14 protein-coding genes are annotated in these 15,833 nt (G+C 41.1%); 9 read left to right on the top strand and 5 right to left on the bottom strand.

Going from position 1 to position 15,833, the window contains the following annotated elements; genetic code table 11:
• Positions 1–44 precede the first annotated feature (44 nt).
• Positions 45–1,292: a fumarylacetoacetase gene (fahA, locus tag AC0N32_RS13950; RefSeq protein ID WP_476394459.1), complete on the top strand. Its 1,248-nt coding sequence runs from the start codon at positions 45–47 to the stop codon at positions 1,290–1,292.
• Positions 1,293–1,408: 116 nt separating this feature from the next.
• The gene (locus tag AC0N32_RS13945) at positions 1,409–2,236 is read left to right on the top strand and encodes a flavin reductase family protein (protein ID WP_476394458.1); all 828 of its coding nucleotides are present in this window, start codon (positions 1,409–1,411) and stop codon (positions 2,234–2,236) included.
• A 69-nt stretch (positions 2,237–2,305) separates the two neighbouring features.
• Here AC0N32_RS13945 and AC0N32_RS13940 read toward each other — a convergent pair whose 3' ends face one another.
• Positions 2,306–3,190: an alpha/beta hydrolase family protein gene (locus AC0N32_RS13940; RefSeq protein WP_476394457.1), complete on the bottom strand. Its 885-nt coding sequence runs from the start codon at positions 3,188–3,190 to the stop codon at positions 2,306–2,308.
• Positions 3,191–3,319: 129 nt separating this feature from the next.
• On the opposite strand from AC0N32_RS13940, the gene AC0N32_RS13935 reads away from it, so the two are divergent.
• From AC0N32_RS13935 to AC0N32_RS13925, 3 genes are all read left to right on the top strand, one after another.
• On the top strand, positions 3,320–4,093 hold the full coding sequence (locus AC0N32_RS13935) for a HipA family kinase (protein WP_476394456.1): 774 nt from the start codon (positions 3,320–3,322) through the stop codon (positions 4,091–4,093).
• Positions 4,080–4,463, top strand: a complete 384-nt coding sequence (locus AC0N32_RS13930) for a DUF3037 domain-containing protein (RefSeq protein ID WP_476394455.1) — start codon at positions 4,080–4,082, stop codon at positions 4,461–4,463. Before AC0N32_RS13935 ends, AC0N32_RS13930 begins: the two co-directional genes overlap by 14 nt.
• A gap of 71 nt (positions 4,464–4,534) precedes the next feature.
• Entirely contained in the window at positions 4,535–5,557 is a 1,023-nt protein-coding gene (locus tag AC0N32_RS13925; protein WP_476394454.1) for an alpha/beta hydrolase fold domain-containing protein, read from the top strand.
• 80 nt (positions 5,558–5,637) lie between these two features.
• Here the strand turns inward: AC0N32_RS13925 and AC0N32_RS13920 are convergent, their stop codons facing one another.
• A complete protein-coding gene (locus AC0N32_RS13920; protein WP_476394453.1) occupies positions 5,638–6,456 on the bottom strand; it encodes an alpha/beta hydrolase in 819 nt (272 codons plus the stop codon).
• Between the two features lie 390 nt (positions 6,457–6,846).
• Positions 6,847–9,180 (bottom strand): ATP-dependent helicase, encoded by a 2,334-nt coding sequence (locus AC0N32_RS13915; RefSeq protein WP_476394452.1) that lies wholly within the window; start codon positions 9,178–9,180, stop codon positions 6,847–6,849.
• Positions 9,181–9,219: 39 nt separating this feature from the next.
• On the opposite strand from AC0N32_RS13915, the gene AC0N32_RS13910 reads away from it, so the two are divergent.
• Positions 9,220–9,381 carry a hypothetical protein gene (locus AC0N32_RS13910; protein ID WP_476394451.1) on the top strand — a complete coding sequence of 54 codons (162 nt, stop codon included), beginning with the start codon at positions 9,220–9,222 and terminating at the stop codon, positions 9,379–9,381.
• A gap of 123 nt (positions 9,382–9,504) precedes the next feature.
• Here the strand turns inward: AC0N32_RS13910 and AC0N32_RS13905 are convergent, their stop codons facing one another.
• Positions 9,505–9,873 (bottom strand): response regulator transcription factor, encoded by a 369-nt coding sequence (locus AC0N32_RS13905; protein WP_476394450.1) that lies wholly within the window; start codon positions 9,871–9,873, stop codon positions 9,505–9,507.
• 12 nt (positions 9,874–9,885) lie between these two features.
• A complete protein-coding gene (locus AC0N32_RS13900) occupies positions 9,886–11,742 on the bottom strand; it encodes a PAS domain-containing protein (protein ID WP_476394449.1) in 1,857 nt (618 codons plus the stop codon).
• A 177-nt stretch (positions 11,743–11,919) separates the two neighbouring features.
• Between AC0N32_RS13900 and AC0N32_RS13895 the strand changes: the two genes are divergently transcribed.
• The 3 genes from AC0N32_RS13895 (at position 11,920) to secG (ending at position 15,819) form a co-directional block, all read left to right on the top strand.
• On the top strand, positions 11,920–13,233 hold the full coding sequence (locus tag AC0N32_RS13895) for a M16 family metallopeptidase (RefSeq protein WP_476394448.1): 1,314 nt from the start codon (positions 11,920–11,922) through the stop codon (positions 13,231–13,233).
• A gap of 50 nt (positions 13,234–13,283) precedes the next feature.
• The gene (locus AC0N32_RS13890) at positions 13,284–15,329 is read left to right on the top strand and encodes a M16 family metallopeptidase (RefSeq protein ID WP_476394447.1); all 2,046 of its coding nucleotides are present in this window, start codon (positions 13,284–13,286) and stop codon (positions 15,327–15,329) included.
• A 133-nt stretch (positions 15,330–15,462) separates the two neighbouring features.
• Positions 15,463–15,819 (top strand): preprotein translocase subunit SecG, encoded by a 357-nt coding sequence (secG, locus tag AC0N32_RS13885; protein ID WP_476394446.1) that lies wholly within the window; start codon positions 15,463–15,465, stop codon positions 15,817–15,819.
• Positions 15,820–15,833: the final 14 nt, after the last annotated feature.

Here is a 15,833-nt window from a genome sequence, read left to right as displayed (position 1 = left end):
GGCTTCATTTGTTCTAAAATTTAAACAAAATTAAATCAAAAATTATGAAATCATTTGTAGAATATTCCGCAGATTCAGACTTCTCTATACATAACATTCCTTTCGGTGTCGCAGTTTTTAATAAAGAATATATCGGGTGCTGTACAAGAATTGGAGATCAGATCGTTGATCTCGCTACACTTTACGACTATGGCTACTTTGAAGAAATCGAAGGTCTTATTGACAATGTCTTTGAAGCTTATACCTTAAACGAATTCATCGAACTTGGGAAACCGATCACCAATGCGGTCCGACTTAAAATCCAGGAACTTTTACAGGAAGATTCTATCCTGTCTAAAGATGAAAAAACAATTGAAGAAGCATTTTACGATCTTGATAAAGTAAAAATGATGATGCCTGTACACATCCCGAATTACACAGATTTTTACAGCAGCATCGAACATGCCACCAACGTCGGAAAAATGTTCAGGGATCCTGCCAATGCATTATTACCAAACTGGAAACATCTGCCGGTAGGATATCACGGAAGAGCCTCCTCGATCGTTGTGTCAGGAACGGAAATCAACCGACCTAAAGGCCAGATGAAACCCGCCGATGCTGAAAAACCTGTATTCGGTCCTTGTAAACAGCTGGATTTCGAACTTGAAATGGCATTCATCATCAACAAAAATACAGAGATGGGTGAAAGCATTTCTACGAAAGATGCTGAAGACGCAATTTTCGGAATGGTCGTTTTCAATGACTGGTCAGCAAGGGATATCCAGTCTTGGGAGTATGTTCCGCTGGGACCATTTTTAGCTAAAAATTTCGGATCTTCCGTTTCCCCATGGGTCGTTACCCTTGAAGCACTCGAACCATTCAGAACAGCTTCTCCACAACAGGATCCTGAAGTGCTGGATTATTTAAAATTTGAAGGCAATAAAAACTACGACATCAACCTCGAAGTCTACATCCAACCGGAAAACGGAGAGCAAAACCTCATCAGCGAAAGCAACTACAAACATATGTACTGGAACATGGCGCAGCAATTGGCCCATCACACCGTAAACGGATGTAATGTTGAAGTAGGCGACATGTACGCCAGCGGTACCATTTCCGGAAGCGATCCGAAATCTTTCGGCTCCATGCTCGAGCTTACCTGGAGAGGCGAAAATCCGATCACTTTAAGCAACGGCGAAGAAAGAAAATTCATCAATGACAATGATACCGTTACCATGAAAGCATGGGCTGAGAAAGAAGGCATAAGGGTCGGCTTCGGTGAAGTTTCCGGTAAAATTATTCCGACAAAATAGTAAATAGTAAACCCATAAGTCACAAAGAGATTTATCTTACAAGCGTTAGAGAAAAACACATTAGAATGAAATCTTTGATTTTCATTCTAATGTGACTAATGCGTTAAAACAATATAATGAAAACACTTATTCCATCCGAGATAACTCCCGTACAGCTGCAGACTGTAATGCAGACGGCCATCTCGCCGCGACCGATTGCATTGGCGTCGACGGTTGATAAAAACGGGAACAGCAATTTATCGCCGTTCAGCTTTTTCAATATGTTCAGCACCGTACCTCCGATTTTGATCTTTTCACCATCGCGAAGAGTGCGTGACAACACCACAAAACATACCCTGGAAAACATTCTGGAAGTTCCTGAAGTAGTGATCGGAACCGTAAATTTCCAGATCGTACAGCAGATTTCATTAGCTTCTACAGAATATGGAGATGGCGTAAATGAATTCATTAAATCCGGACTCACCATGAGAGACGCCGATCTGGTAACACCTAAGCTGATTGAAGAGTCCCCTGTAAATTTTGAATGCAGGGTTCTCGAAGTAAAACCCCTTGGAGACCAGGGAGGTGCAGGAAATCTTGTCATTTGCGAAGTGCAGAAAATTCATATCAGGGAAGAATACCTGAATGAAGAAGGAAATCTCGATCAGGCCAAACTGGATATGGTGGCCCGGCTCGGGAGTAACTGGTATTCAAGAAATAACGAAAGTAATCTTTTTGAGGTGCCGAAACCGCTTGTCACAAAGGGAATCGGGTTTGATCTTCTTCCTGAGCAGGTAAAATTCAGCAAAGTGTTTACCGGAAATGACCTGGGAATGCTGGCCAATACAGAAGTTTTGCCTGAGGGTGACTTTCATGCAGATGAAACCGTTCATCGAAACGCCCAAAAACTACTGCTCGAAAGTAAAATTGAAGAAGCATGGAAAATTTTAACAATTAAGGAGTGAACATTTCACTCCTTTTTTTATCCTATGAATTTGAGTAATTGACCCTTTTAAACTTAATTTTCAGGAACATCATAAAACCATTTTCTCTTTCATAAACTGAATACATTTGTCCGTAGCATCCCCAAGATATCCTGGCAGTTCAGCATTGTCCCATGGTTCTCTGGCCCCAAAGGTGTGGTCGGCATTTTCGATCAGGTAGAGTTCAGAATTGGGATGCAGGAGATGAAGATGTTCGGCATTTTTCATGCTTACACTTTCATCATGGGTTCCGTGAATGATCAGAACATGAGCTTTAGCCATCTCAGTCGCACGTTCCACATCAAACCGGTGGATATCTTTTTCATAATCTTCATAAAACTGGTAATAATGAGGCATTTCCTGTTTTGTCCTTCCATTCGTCACATAATAAACACCTTCTTTTTGCCATTTTGCGAAAGCTTCATTTTTAGGAAAACGATCCAGCGTATCGACACTTGCCAGCGTGATCAGTCCGTTGATTCTCTCATCTTCATACGTTTTAATAATAGAAATCCCTCCTCCTCTGCTGTGTCCAATGAGCGTAATCTTGTGATCATCAACCATTTCATTTGTAGTAAAATGATCGATTACTACCCCCAGGTCGGAAAGTTCTTTTGAATAATTATTATTCCCGAACGCTTCAAGATCGGCAAAATGACGCGGATCATCTACCGTCGTACCATTATGCGAAAAGTTGAACTTAACAAAGAAGAAACCTGCTTCCGCAAATTTTTCGCCCATTAAATTCCATGCGCCCCAGTCTTTATAGCCTTTATAACCATGAACGAAAATCACCAATGGCAACTTTCCTTCTTTTTCAGGATAGAAGGCATCAGCAAGAAATTCCCTGGTTTGCGGATTTGAAATAACAATATTTTCCTTTTTTATAATTCCCATATACTTTATTTTTTCTTCTGAAGCATAAAGACCTTTCATACTTCAGTTGTTTTTTCATCATTATTTTATACAGAATGGTAAACTGAAAATTTATAATGATGAATTTAATTCTACTTAAAAATATTAAAAATAGAAATAAACACAAAGTAAAAACCTTATTTTTGCGGTATGTTGGATTTAAGAACGGTAACTGTAATGCGTTATATTCTGCCCCTTCGTGAGGGAGGCTCTCTTCCTGCGCTGGCAGAAGCGGATGATGATTTTAAATATGTCTTAAAATTCCGTGGTGCGGGTCACGGCGTTAAGATGCTGATTTCAGAATTGTTGGGAGGAAAGATTACAGAGGCTTTGGGATTACAAATTCCTGAGCTGGTTTTTGTCAATCTGGATGTCGATTTCGGAAGAACGGAAGCCGACGAAGAAATCCAGGATTTGCTGAAATTTTCTGAAGGACTGAATCTCGGCCTTCATTACCTCTCCGAATCAATTGCTTATGATCCAAGCGTGAAGATCGATCCGTTCCTGGCTTCAAAAATCGTCTGGCTGGATGCATTTATCACCAACATCGACCGTACTTTCAGGAACACGAATCTACTGATGTGGCACAAAGAGCTTTGGGTGATCGATAACGGAGCTTCTTTTTATTTCCACCACTCCTGGGAAAATTTTGATACTGCGGCGAAAACGCCTTTCAAATATGTTAAAGACCATGTACTGCTTCCGCAGGCCACAAAATTGGATGAAGCCGACCAGTTTGCAAAAGAAGTGTTGAATGAGAATATTTTCAGGGAAATTGTAAACCTTATCCCTGAAGACTGGCTTCACTGGAATGATGCGGATGAAAGCCCTGAGCAGATTCGGGATATTTATTTTAATTTCCTGAAAACAAGACTCGAAAATTCTGAAATCTTTTTAAACGAAGCCAAAAATGCAAGAGGATAAAATATATGAATACGCTGTGATAAGGCTGGTTCCCAAGGTTGAAAGAGAAGAATTTTTCAATATCGGGCTGGTGATGTTTTCCAAGAAAGAAAAATTTATCCGGGTCGCCTATTATTTATGTCCTGATAAATTTAAGCTGATGAGAAATAAGCTTGATTATGACGACATCATTCAGAATCTTGAAAGCTTTCAGAAAATTGCGAATGGCAATAAAGACGGCGGACCGATTGCACAACTGGAAATCCCAGAACGTTTCAGATGGCTTACCGCTGTCAGAAGTTCTGTGGTACAGACTTCCAGGCCTCATCCGGGAAAATCGAAAGATCTCGACAAAACTTTTGAAAAGCTTTTTGAAGAACTTATTCTTTAACTAAAATAAATTGAGGGGTTTGGTAGACTTTTTGAGGGGTTTGGGATAAAAAACTCAGCAAAATTTATTCTATGAAATTTTTTACAAACCATAAATTATTCAGCAGGTTTATGACGAACCTGTTTTTTGTTTTCTTTCTAAACCTTTCTTATTTCGGATATTCTCAGGATTTACCCGAAATAAAAATTCCTCCCAGCACGTTACTCCCTGAAAAAACAGCGTTTTCTGAAAATATTGTCTATAAGACCAATTCGGCCGGAAACCCTGTCAGTCTTGATATCTATCAGCCTAAAAATTCAGTTTCCGGTAAACTTCCGGTCGTTATTTACGTACACGGCGGAGCGTGGGCAAAAGGTGACAAAACAGTGAGAGCCAATAATTACATCGAAAGCTTTATTTTAAAACTTGTAGAAAAAAATATAGCCGTTATCAGCATAGAATATACATTGGTAAGCGATAAGATTCATTTCCCATTACCGGTTGAAGACACCAAAGATGCTGTAAGATGGGTACGCAAAAATGCAGAAAAATATAATTTTGACCCAGACAATATCGGATATTTCGGAGTATCATCCGGAGCACATCTGTCACTGCTTGCCGCGTATACGGGCGACAACGATTATCCCGGCAGCCCTGACCTGGCATTATATTCGGCCAAGGTGAATTATGTGGTGGATAATTTTGGTCCGACCGATCTTAACAAGCTCCTGCATACCCGTTTGGGTAAAGTTCCCGTGGCTATTGTCGGCTTATTCTTTAAGCCCATCGTAGAGATCAGGGAAAAGCTGGTTTACGGAATTTCAGGATACAGCATCAAAACAGAAAAAAGAAAAGCCATCGATTATCTTGAAACCGTCTCTCCAATTAATTACACGGAACACGGCGTTCCCACGTACATCCTGCACGGAAACAAAGATAAGGTTGCTCCCCTGAAACAATCTAAAAAACTCCTGAAGAAGCTAAAAAAAGAAAATATCGAAGCTACATTGGTCGAGGTAAAAGATGGCATACACGGTTTTGGAACAACCGACAAAGCCTACTTAGATCAGGTTACGGATGAAATGGTAAACTTTATCATTTCAAAAAAGAAGTAACATCAATTCTAAATAAAAAGCCGATCTTTTCTCACCAGAAAGAGGATCGGCTTTTTGTATTCAATAACCTTAGCTATCCGTCACTTCATGAGTTTTTCTATCCTTTTAATCTCATTAAGCAGCAAAGGAAATGCAGGCTGTGCCATTCCCACATGATCGAAACCCTGAAGCTCGTATAACGTTGTTTCTTTGTGGCCTTTCAGCTTCATCATACGGGCCATGTAGGCATTCTCTTCATATCTTCCCAACAGTTCTTTTTCACGGTCGCCGGTAATCAGCAGTAATGGCGGAGCATCTGCTCTTATAAAATGAAGCGGTGCCATATCATCAATTCTGGCATCCAGTTCGTCGATTCCTTTTTCTTTTCTGGTGGTAAAATGAGAAATCATCTGCCCGCTAAAAGGAACAATTCCCGCCAGCTGATCGGCATCAATCCCGTATTTGCCGAGATACATTTTATTTAAACCCACCATGATAGCAAGGTAACCTCCGGCAGAATGACCTGAGATAAAAATCTTATTTTCATCGCCACCGTACTTTTTAATATTCCTGAAAACCCATGCTGTAGCCGCAGCTGCGTCTTCAATATATTTGGGTGCATTTACTTTTGGGGAAAGCCTGTAGTTGACCCCAATCACTGCAACCCCTTTATTCTTCAGAGCTTCGGGAATTTCTTTTTGTCCGCCTGTCAGGCCTCCTCCGTGAAACCAAATCACTGTCGGGAAGTTCTTCACATCTTTCGGAACATAGATATCCAGAACACATCTTTCATTGATGTACGCATCGGATACATTGGTTTTGCTGTCGTAATAATGGATATTTTGAATCGTATTGTACTCCTGCGAAAACAGCGTTGCGCTGCATAAAGTGATGACTAAAAATAAGAGAATCCTTTTCATTGTAAAACTTTTACGGCTAAGATACGAAATCTGTATTTTCCCGAAGATCGCATTGATTTTCCCAGATCAGAATAAAAGAAATCTGCTCAATCTCCAAAATCCGCGAGCGTAAAAAATACTCTCGCAGATCGTGCTGATCATGCGGATCAAACCACCCCGTCAAAAATTCTTCGGAATTTTCGCCACCCCTCCATGGGAGTGGAATTTTGACGGCGGTTAAGGATATTATGGTAATTATAGATGTTAAACACAAAGTACACAGATTTTACATATCAGAACAAAAAAAATCTGCTCAATCTCCAAAATCCGCGAGTGTAAAAAGAACTTCCGCAGATTGTGCTGATGACGCAGATTAGTATAAAATCTTAAAGGATATCTATAGGAAGAAACTTAAATCTTCGTCAGTTTAGCATATTTTAAGATCAGATTCTTTTCGCCTTCGTGCTGGAATACGACTTTAGCTTTGATATTCTGCGGATCGGTACCATCCAGGAAAGTCACTTCCCCGACTCCGAAACGGTCGTGTCTTACTTTGTCGCCCACTTCAATATCTTGTGAAGAAGCACCGCTCGGGTTGATGATCTTGGCTGTGCTGACCGGCTTCAATTTTCTAGGTTCGGCAATAGGCTTCGAATCTCCGCTTCTTTCAATAGTTTTCTTTTCGACCTTTTTGAAACTTTTCATTTCAGAAGGATGTTCATCGAAAATATTTGATCTTAATCCTGCATTATTGATAAAGCGTTTTTCGATGGCCGGATTTACAAACTCGATATATTCATCATCAATTTCGCTTAAGAATCTTGAAGGTTCCGCATCGGTAATTTTCCCCCATTGGAAACGTGAAACCGCATACGAGAAAAAGGCCTGTTTTTCGGCTCTTGTTAAGGCCACATAGAACAAACGTCTTTCTTCTTCCAGATCCTCTCTTGTGGCAGAACTCATGAAGCTCGGGAAAAGGTTTTCTTCAAGTCCAACCAAATGAACAACCGGAAATTCAAGACCTTTTGAAAGGTGAATGGTCATCAATGAAACCATATCTTCTTCATTATTCTTATCCTGGGTATCTGCGGAAAGTGCGATATTTTCAAGGAAATTCGGCAGACTGGGATCTCCGTCTTCCAGCTGCATCTGCTCTTCGATGAATCCCTGCATCGAGTTCATCAATTCCTGAACGTTTTCCACACGGGAAATGCCTTCCGGCGTCTGGTCGTCTTTTAAAAACTTAATCAGGCCGCTTCGTTTAGCCACCTCCATGGCTACGCTGTAGGCGGTTTCGGTTTTCAGCAATACCTGGAAGGCTTTGATCATCGACCAGAAATCATTCAGCTTATTTAAAACGCCATTGTTTAAGCCCAGCTGCGGCGCATACATCGGGAGATTGCCGAGTACTTTTGAAACCGAAACATTCTGGGCATCGGCAAAGACCACCAGTTTATTCTGAGTCGTTTCACCGATTCCCCTTACCGGATAATTAATAATCCTCATCAACGCTTCCGAATCGTTTTCATTCACCAGAAGCCTTAAATAAGCAATGAGGTCTTTTACCTCTTTCCTTTGATAGAAAGACAGGCCTCCGTAGACTTTATAAGGAATATTTTTACGTCTCAGGGCATCTTCAAACGCTCGCGTCTGTGAATTGGTACGGTAAAGAATCGCGAAATCACTGTATTTTCTCTGCTCACGGTTCCTGGTTTCCCAGATATTTCCGGCGACAAAGTTGGCCTCATCCGCATCGGAAAGCGAACGGTACACTTTGATCTTCTCCCCTTCTTCGTTTTCACTGAAAACATTTTTCTTAAACTGCTGAAGGTTTTTGGCGATCACCACATTGGCCGCATTCACGATATTCTGTGTAGAACGGTAGTTTTGTTCGAGTGAAACCGTTACGGCATCGGGATAATCTTTTTTAAAATTTAAGATATTATAAATATTGGCCCCACGGAAAGAGTAAATCGATTGTGCATCGTCTCCCACGACACATATATTTTCAAACTTTGATGCCAACGCTTTTACAATAAGATACTGAGAGTGGTTGGTATCCTGGTACTCATCCACGAGGATATATCTGAACCGGTCCTGGTATTTGGCGAGCACCTCGGGAAACCGGGTCAATAATTCATTGGTTTTTAACAATAGATCATCGAAATCCATCGATCCGTTTTTGAAGCACTGCTCTACGTATCGCTGGTAGATCTGCCCGATAAATTTCATATTCGCCTTTTCATCCGCTTCCATGAGTTCGGGATTGGCGTAATACGCTTTTACGGTGATCAGGTTGTTTTTATAGGTGGAAATTCTTGCCTGAACTTTTTTAGGTTTATAAAGATCGGCATCGATATTCATGTCTTTAAGTACTTTCTTAATGACATTCAGGGCATCCTGCTGGTCATAGATGGTAAAGTTGGAAGGATATCCCAGGTAATGTGCCTCACTTCTCAGAATCCTGGCAAAAACCGAGTGGAAAGTTCCCATCCACAGACTTCTTGCATTGCTCTGACCTACGACTTTGGCAATACGTTCCTTCATTTCTTTTGCGGCCTTGTTGGTAAAGGTTAGGGCTAAAATATTAAAAGGATCCACCCCATTGGTAATAAGATGGGCAATACGCATGGTAAGTACACGCGTTTTCCCGGAGCCCGCTCCTGCGAGAACCATTAATGGCCCCTGTAGTGTGGTAACGGCTTCAAATTGTGATTCATTCAGTCCTTTCAGATAATCCTCCATGCTGCAAAAAATTTTTGGAACACAAAATTAGTGTATTATATGGAGAATTCAAACTTTGGCCCTGTGTTGTTTTTAGCAGAAACATTTTCCGGTCTTCCCGAAAGCTTGCCGCACCCTGCAGCAGGTTTTCGGGTAACCCCGAAAGGTTCCTGCACCTTGCAACAGACTTTCGGGAACTCCCGAAAAGTTGTTGCACCCTAGTAATTGATTTTCGGGAAGCCGGGAAAAGTTGTCGCAACCTAGCATGAAGTTTTCCCGGAAATTTCAGTTTCTCCTTCTTTACATAAAAAAAACCGGCAGAATACTGCCGGTCCGTGTATGGAATTATTTTATATAATGTCTTATTCTTTCGACCATATGCCCCAGATCAAAGGGTTTAGCGATAAACTCATTCGCCCCCGCGTCGAGTGCCGACTGTTCAAGTCCGCGGCTTGCCGACATGATGAGAACGGGAATATCCTGAAAATTTTCGTGTGCTTTGATGAGTTTGCAGAAATCTCTTCCGTCTTCTCCGGACAGCCACATATCCATTAAAATAACATCAGGTTTCGTATCAGGATTGAGGGCACTGTACATTTCTGATCCTTTATAGAATTTAGCAACCTGAAATCCTTCAAAATCCAACATCATTTCAATAGAATCAACAATCGCGGGACTGTCATCCACTACCATAATTTTTGCAGCATTAGACATGGTAAAAACTTTTTATTTTTTATTCTTGGGGATTCTGAAGCAAAAATCAGACCCTTCTCCTTCCACGGAGGTCACAAAAATTTCACCGCCTGTTCTTTTTATAATTTCTGATGAGATATACAAGCCGAGACCGAGCCCCGGAAAAGTATAGTCTCTGGAGGCGCTGATGCGGTAATACTGATCAAAAACTTTCGACTGCTGATCTTCCGGAATTCCGATGCCGAAATCCTTTACATTAAACTGGGCATCATTGCCGTTCAGACAGGAAGAAATATGTACCTGATCTGCTTCCGGTGAATATTTGATGGCATTGCTGATGAGATTGGCCATCACCTGAGAGATCCTGTGGCGGTCTGCAAAAACCTCGCCTACTTTATTGACCCTGCTTACAAAAAGTTTATGCCTTGAGGTCATCTGCTGCTCTTCCACCACTTCGTCTACCAGTTTATCGAAGTCGAAATAGGTTTCGTTCAGCTGAATCTGGCCTTTCTGTATTTTGGTAACATCCAGCAATTCACTGATGAGGCCTGTCAGCAGATCGATCTGGTAATCCATCCTTCTGGCGACTTCGGCATTTTTAGGGTCGCCGGCTTTCTCAAGATTTGTTTTGATGAATTGGGTATATAGTTTAAGGCTGGTCAACGGTGTTTTCAGTTCATGGCTGGCAATTCCGAGGAAATTATCTTTCTGTGTTTCGAGTTGCTTGAATTCATCAATGTCGGTAAAAGTTCCGGTCCATTGTTTTACTTCCCCGTTTTCAGAAAAATTGGGAATGGCTCTTCCCAGAAACCATCGGTAGTTCCCTTTCTGTTTAGGATCTTCAAGTTCATATTCCATCACGAAAGGGGTGTGCGTTTTCACACATTTTCGCCATAGTTTATCGACAGCATGAATTGTTTCTTTCTTCATCATGCTTTTTACAAGTTGCCTCTGGTTTTCATCTGCCGAGGAGCCTGTGTATTTGTACCAGCTGTCGTTCATGTAGGTAATTTCGCCATCGTTATCACACGTCCAGACAAACTGGGGCATCGAATCGGCAAGCTCCCGGAATTTCTCTTCCCGTTCCTGGATTTGTTTTTTGGCCAACACAAGATCGGTAACATCTACGGCCATATTGAGGATGGCATACACTTCTCCGTTCTGGTTCTTCAGAGGCTTGTAAGAAAAGTTGTAATAGAACGTCTGAAGCTTTCCGTCTACCACCAGATTTGCCGGGTCTTCTTTAGCAGCATACGTTTCACCGGTTTCAAATATATTTTTAAGGAGCCCTAAAAACGGCTGCCCCTCCAGCTCAGGAAGCGCTTCATGCAGCTTCATCCCGATTACCGAGTCGCTTTTACCCCAGGTTTTCAGCATTTTTTCATTGGCAAATTCAATATAAAAATCTTCTGTACGGTAAATCGCGATGGGATAATCGGATTTTTTAATGAGATTTTCAAACCGGTATTCACTGTCTTTTAATTTTTCCTCAGACAAAACCTGATCGGTAACTTCTGTTGCCACAATGCTTATTCCTATGATTTTCTTATCGTCATTGTGCACAGGGGCATAAATAAAATTAAAGAAATGCTCTTCATATTTACCGTATTTTTCAAGAAATACAGACCGTTTGTTACCTTTAAAAACCTCTCCGTTCTGGTAAACATTATTAAATATTTCTAAAAAGCCCTGTGAAGTAATTTCCGGAAGTACCTCAAACAGAGGTTTCCCGATAACGGAAGCATCTCTTCCCCAAAGCTCCAGCATCTGCGGGTTGGCATTATGGATCTGATAATTGTCGCCAATGAGAAGGGCTACAGCCACAGGTGCCTGGCTAAATAAAGTAATAAGAGAATCCTGAGAAACATTTTGCTCTAAAAAGCTTTTCATTCTTTATTGTTTTATTAGGTAAAAATAATTCATATTCCGAACAGAATAAAATTTAAGAATACCACATAAGATGGTATTTTAAATAAATATACAACTTTTAGCTCCAAAAAAATTATGTTGACCGATTGTAACATTTAAAGTAAATTTGGCACTAATTGACAAAACAATTTCTACTTTATGAAAAAGCGACTTCTTTCAGTTGCTGCAGCGGCTTTCTTCGGAATGGCCCTTAATGCACAACAAATTAAATTTGAAGAGTATGACTTACCAAACGGTCTTCACGTAATCCTTCACCAGGACAATTCGGCACCGGTTGTAACGACAGGTGTTATGTACCACGTAGGTGCAAAAGATGAGGTAAAAGGAAGAACCGGTTTCGCCCACTTCTTCGAACACCTTTTATTTGAAGGAACACCCAATATCAAAAGAGGAGACTGGTTTAAAATAGTTTCTTCAAACGGAGGGCAAAATAATGCGAACACCACCAACGACAGAACGTACTATTACGAAACATTCCCATCGAATAACGAACAACTGGGACTTTGGATGGAAGCTGAAAGAATGCGTCACGCCGTTATCAACCAGGTTGGGGTAGACACACAAAGAGAGGTTGTGAAGGAAGAGAAAAGATTAAGAATGGACAACCAGCCTTACGGAAATCTTTTCACAACCATTCAGAAAAATCTATTTACCAACCACCCGTACAACTGGCCTACGATCGGTTCTATGGAAGATCTTAACTCTGCAAAACTGGAAGAATTCCAGGCTTTTTATAAAAAATATTATGTTCCGAACAACGCTACACTAGTGGTTGCAGGAGACATCAAACCGGAAGAAACCAAAAAATGGATCCAGGAATATTACGGAGGAATTCCGAAAGGAACGGTTTATCCTAAAAATTTCCCGAAAGATGCGCCTATCACTCAGGAAAAAGAGGTAACCGCAACGGATCCTAACATCCAGCTTCCTGCTTATGTTTTTGCATACAGAACGCCGGGTAATAAAGAAAAAGACGCTTATGTTTTAGATATGCTTTCTTCTTACCTGAGCAGCGGTAAATCTTCTGTTTTATACAAGAAATTGGTAGACCAGGAGAAAAAAGCATTGCAGGTAGCGGCTTTCAACCAGGGTCTTGAGGATTACGGGATCTTTGCTTTCTTCGCTATTCCTATGGGGCAGACTACGAAAGCAACCCTTCAGGCAGACATCGATGCAGAAATCAAAAAACTTCAGACCACATTAATCTCTGAAGAAGATTACCAGAAACTTCAGAATCAGTTTGAAAACCAGTTTGTAAATGCCAACTCCAGCATTCAGGGAATTGCGGCTTCACTGGCAACCAACCATGTTTTGATGGGAAACACCAATCTTATCAACAAAGAAATCGACATCTACAGATCGATCACAAGACAGGATCTTCAGAACGCTGCTAAAAAATATCTTAATTCCAACCAAAGAATAATCATCAATTACGTACCTGAGAAGAAGTAAATCGCTGATCCGGGTGATCCAAATTGATTATTAAAATTAAATTTTTACAAATGAAAAAGCAATTAACATATATAGCTGTAGCGTTTTTATTCGCAGGAACGATCTCAGCACAAAAAATTGACCTTAATGCAATGCCAAAACCGGGACCGACCCCTGCCATCAACATTGCAAAGCCAAAAACTTTCCAGATGAGCAATGGCCTTACGGTAATGGTTGTAGAAAACAACAAATTGCCAAGAGTAAGCGCCAGCCTTTCTATGGACAGACCTCCGTATTATGAAGGAAGCGTAGCGGGTGTAAGCGAGATCATGGCAGAACAGTTCGAAAACGGAACGACCAACATGAGCAAAGATGATTTCAACAAAAAAGTGGATTATCTTGGAGCCAACCTTGGTTTCTCTTCAAACGGAGCTTCTGCAAACACACTTTCGAAGTACTTCCCTGAGGTTTTAAATTTAATGGCTGATGCCATCATCAACCCTAAATTTTCCGCTAAGGAAATTGAAGACTCTAAGGAAAGAGCGATCGAAGGCCTGAAATCTGACGAGAAAAATGCATCTTCTATTGCATCAAGAGTTTCCAACGCTTTGATGTACGGTAAAAACACTTCCAGAGGAGAATTTGAAACGGTAGAATCTATCGGCAAAATCCAACTGGCTGACGTTCAGAATACCTATAAAAAATATTACGCTCCGGACAACGCTTATCTTGTGATCGTAGGAGACGTAAAATTCGACAAGGTAAAATCTATGGTGGAAAAGGCATTCGGAGGCTGGAAAAAAGCCAACACGCCGATCACGCCTCTTGAGCCGGCTGCCAATGTTACGGCTACGGAAATCGATGTGGTTGATGTTCCTTCGGCAGTACAGTCGGTGGTTTCCGTAAACAATCTGAATACATTGAAAATGAAGGACCCGAACTACTTCCCGGCAACGATTGCCAACTACATCCTTGGTGGTGGTGGTGAAGCCAGGCTTTTCATGAACCTTCGTGAGAAAAACGGATTTACTTACGGTGCTTATTCCAGCATGGTGGCAAGCAAGTACTCTCCACAGTTCTCGGCCAGCGCAAGTGTAAGAAACGAAGTAACGGATAAAGCGGTAAAAGAATTTATGAACGAACTTAATTCTATTTCTACCGTAAAGCCTGAAGAACTTGAAAATGCAAAAGCTAAGCTGAAAGGAGCGTTTATCATGTCTCTTGAGCAGCCTGCAACCATTGCAAGATTTGCAGTAAACCAAAAAGTTCAGGACCTTCCGGACGATTTCTATACCAATTATCTTAAATCGATCGATAAAGTAACGGCTGCTGATGTTTCAAGCGCGGTAAGCTCTACCATTTATCCTAACAAGAGCAGAGTTTTCATCGCGGGTAAAGCCTCTGACATTTCTGAAGGACTGGAAAAATTAGGTTACCCGGTAAAATACTACGATAAAGATGCAAATCCGGTAGCCAAACCGACCGCTCAGAAAGTAGACGCCAGCGTAACCGTAGCTTCTATCGCTGATAAATACATCAATGCTATCGGAGGAAAAGCCAATGTTGAAAAAATTTCTTCTTACACAGTGAACGCTTCAATGTCTATGCAGGGTCAGAATATCGATTTCAAAATCGTAAAAGCCCAGGGTGGAAAAGAACTTACTATGGTTACCGCTATGGGACAAGTGGTTCAGAAGCAGGTATTCGACGGCAAAACAGGATACTCTGAGCAAATGGGACAAAAAGTACCTATGAAAGCTGACGAGATTGCCGATAAACAAAAAAACACACAGCTTTTTGAAGAACTGGGATTTGCCAAGTCAGCAGATTACAAACTTGCAGGGATTGAAAAAATCGGTGGTGAAGATTCTTATGCCATTAAAGGAGGAGATACAACCTACTATTACAGCGTAAAAACCGGATTGAAAACCGGAGAAACCGAGACCATGAAAGCTCAGGGCCAGGAAATGACCGTCCCTACAGTATATTCGGATTATAAAGAGGTAGCCGGTGTGAAAATGCCTTACACCATCTCTATAAACCAAATGGGAATGGATATGACCATGAAAGTGAAATCTTACGAAGTAAATCAGGCGAAAGATGCCGATTTTAAATAAGACCTCCTTACTTGATAAAGAAAACGGCAACAAATGTTGCCGTTTTTTATTTTTATCAGATATTTGATCATATCTTTCTTTGCCGTTCGGTAAAAAAAGATTAAATTTGCCCATTCAAAAAGATATCAAATTAATGGATTCTATATTTATACTATTGATGGTTCTTATTATGATCGCCAGTATCCTTCTGGTAATCATTGTTATGGCTCAAAATCCAAAAGGAGGAGGCCTTTCCAGTACTTTTGGAGGTGCATCTTCCGCTCAGTTTGGGGTACAGAGAACCAACGACTTTATGGAAAAAGCAACATGGACTTTAGGAGCAACAATTATCGTTCTTATTCTTTTAAGTGTTGTTATTACAGGCAAACCTTCTGCAGCACCGGTACCGGTTCCTGCCTCTAAAGAAGCACCGGCTAAGCAATCTGCGACACCTGCGAATACCACAGCGCCAGCAACGACACCGGTTCAGGTTCCTGCTCCGACCAAATAAGCAAATAATATTTT

This window comes from Chryseobacterium endophyticum, from assembly GCF_056333165.1.
The sequence above is the reverse complement of the archived record's forward strand: the minus strand, read 5'-3'. Positions and strand labels throughout refer to the sequence as shown.

Bases quoted from the DNA above. Each gene is read 5' to 3' on its own strand.
- AC0N32_RS13890 (WP_476394447.1), top strand. From the start codon at position 13,284: ATGAAAAAGCAATTAACATATATAGCTGTAGCGTTTTTATTCGCAGGA.
- fahA (WP_476394459.1), top strand. From the start codon at position 45: ATGAAATCATTTGTAGAATATTCCGCAGATTCAGACTTCTCTATACAT.
- AC0N32_RS13920 (WP_476394453.1), bottom strand. From the start codon at position 6,456: ATGAAAAGGATTCTCTTATTTTTAGTCATCACTTTATGCAGCGCAACG.
- AC0N32_RS13930 (WP_476394455.1), top strand. From the start codon at position 4,080: ATGCAAGAGGATAAAATATATGAATACGCTGTGATAAGGCTGGTTCCC.
- secG (WP_476394446.1), top strand. From the start codon at position 15,463: ATGGATTCTATATTTATACTATTGATGGTTCTTATTATGATCGCCAGT.
- AC0N32_RS13915 (WP_476394452.1), bottom strand. From the start codon at position 9,180: ATGGAGGATTATCTGAAAGGACTGAATGAATCACAATTTGAAGCCGTT.
- AC0N32_RS13940 (WP_476394457.1), bottom strand. From the start codon at position 3,190: ATGAAAGGTCTTTATGCTTCAGAAGAAAAAATAAAGTATATGGGAATT.
- AC0N32_RS13895 (WP_476394448.1), top strand. From the start codon at position 11,920: ATGAAAAAGCGACTTCTTTCAGTTGCTGCAGCGGCTTTCTTCGGAATG.
- AC0N32_RS13945 (WP_476394458.1), top strand. From the start codon at position 1,409: ATGAAAACACTTATTCCATCCGAGATAACTCCCGTACAGCTGCAGACT.
- AC0N32_RS13935 (WP_476394456.1), top strand. From the start codon at position 3,320: ATGTTGGATTTAAGAACGGTAACTGTAATGCGTTATATTCTGCCCCTT.
- AC0N32_RS13910 (WP_476394451.1), top strand. From the start codon at position 9,220: ATGGAGAATTCAAACTTTGGCCCTGTGTTGTTTTTAGCAGAAACATTT.
- AC0N32_RS13900 (WP_476394449.1), bottom strand. From the start codon at position 11,742: ATGAAAAGCTTTTTAGAGCAAAATGTTTCTCAGGATTCTCTTATTACT.
- AC0N32_RS13905 (WP_476394450.1), bottom strand. From the start codon at position 9,873: ATGTCTAATGCTGCAAAAATTATGGTAGTGGATGACAGTCCCGCGATT.
- AC0N32_RS13925 (WP_476394454.1), top strand. From the start codon at position 4,535: ATGAAATTTTTTACAAACCATAAATTATTCAGCAGGTTTATGACGAAC.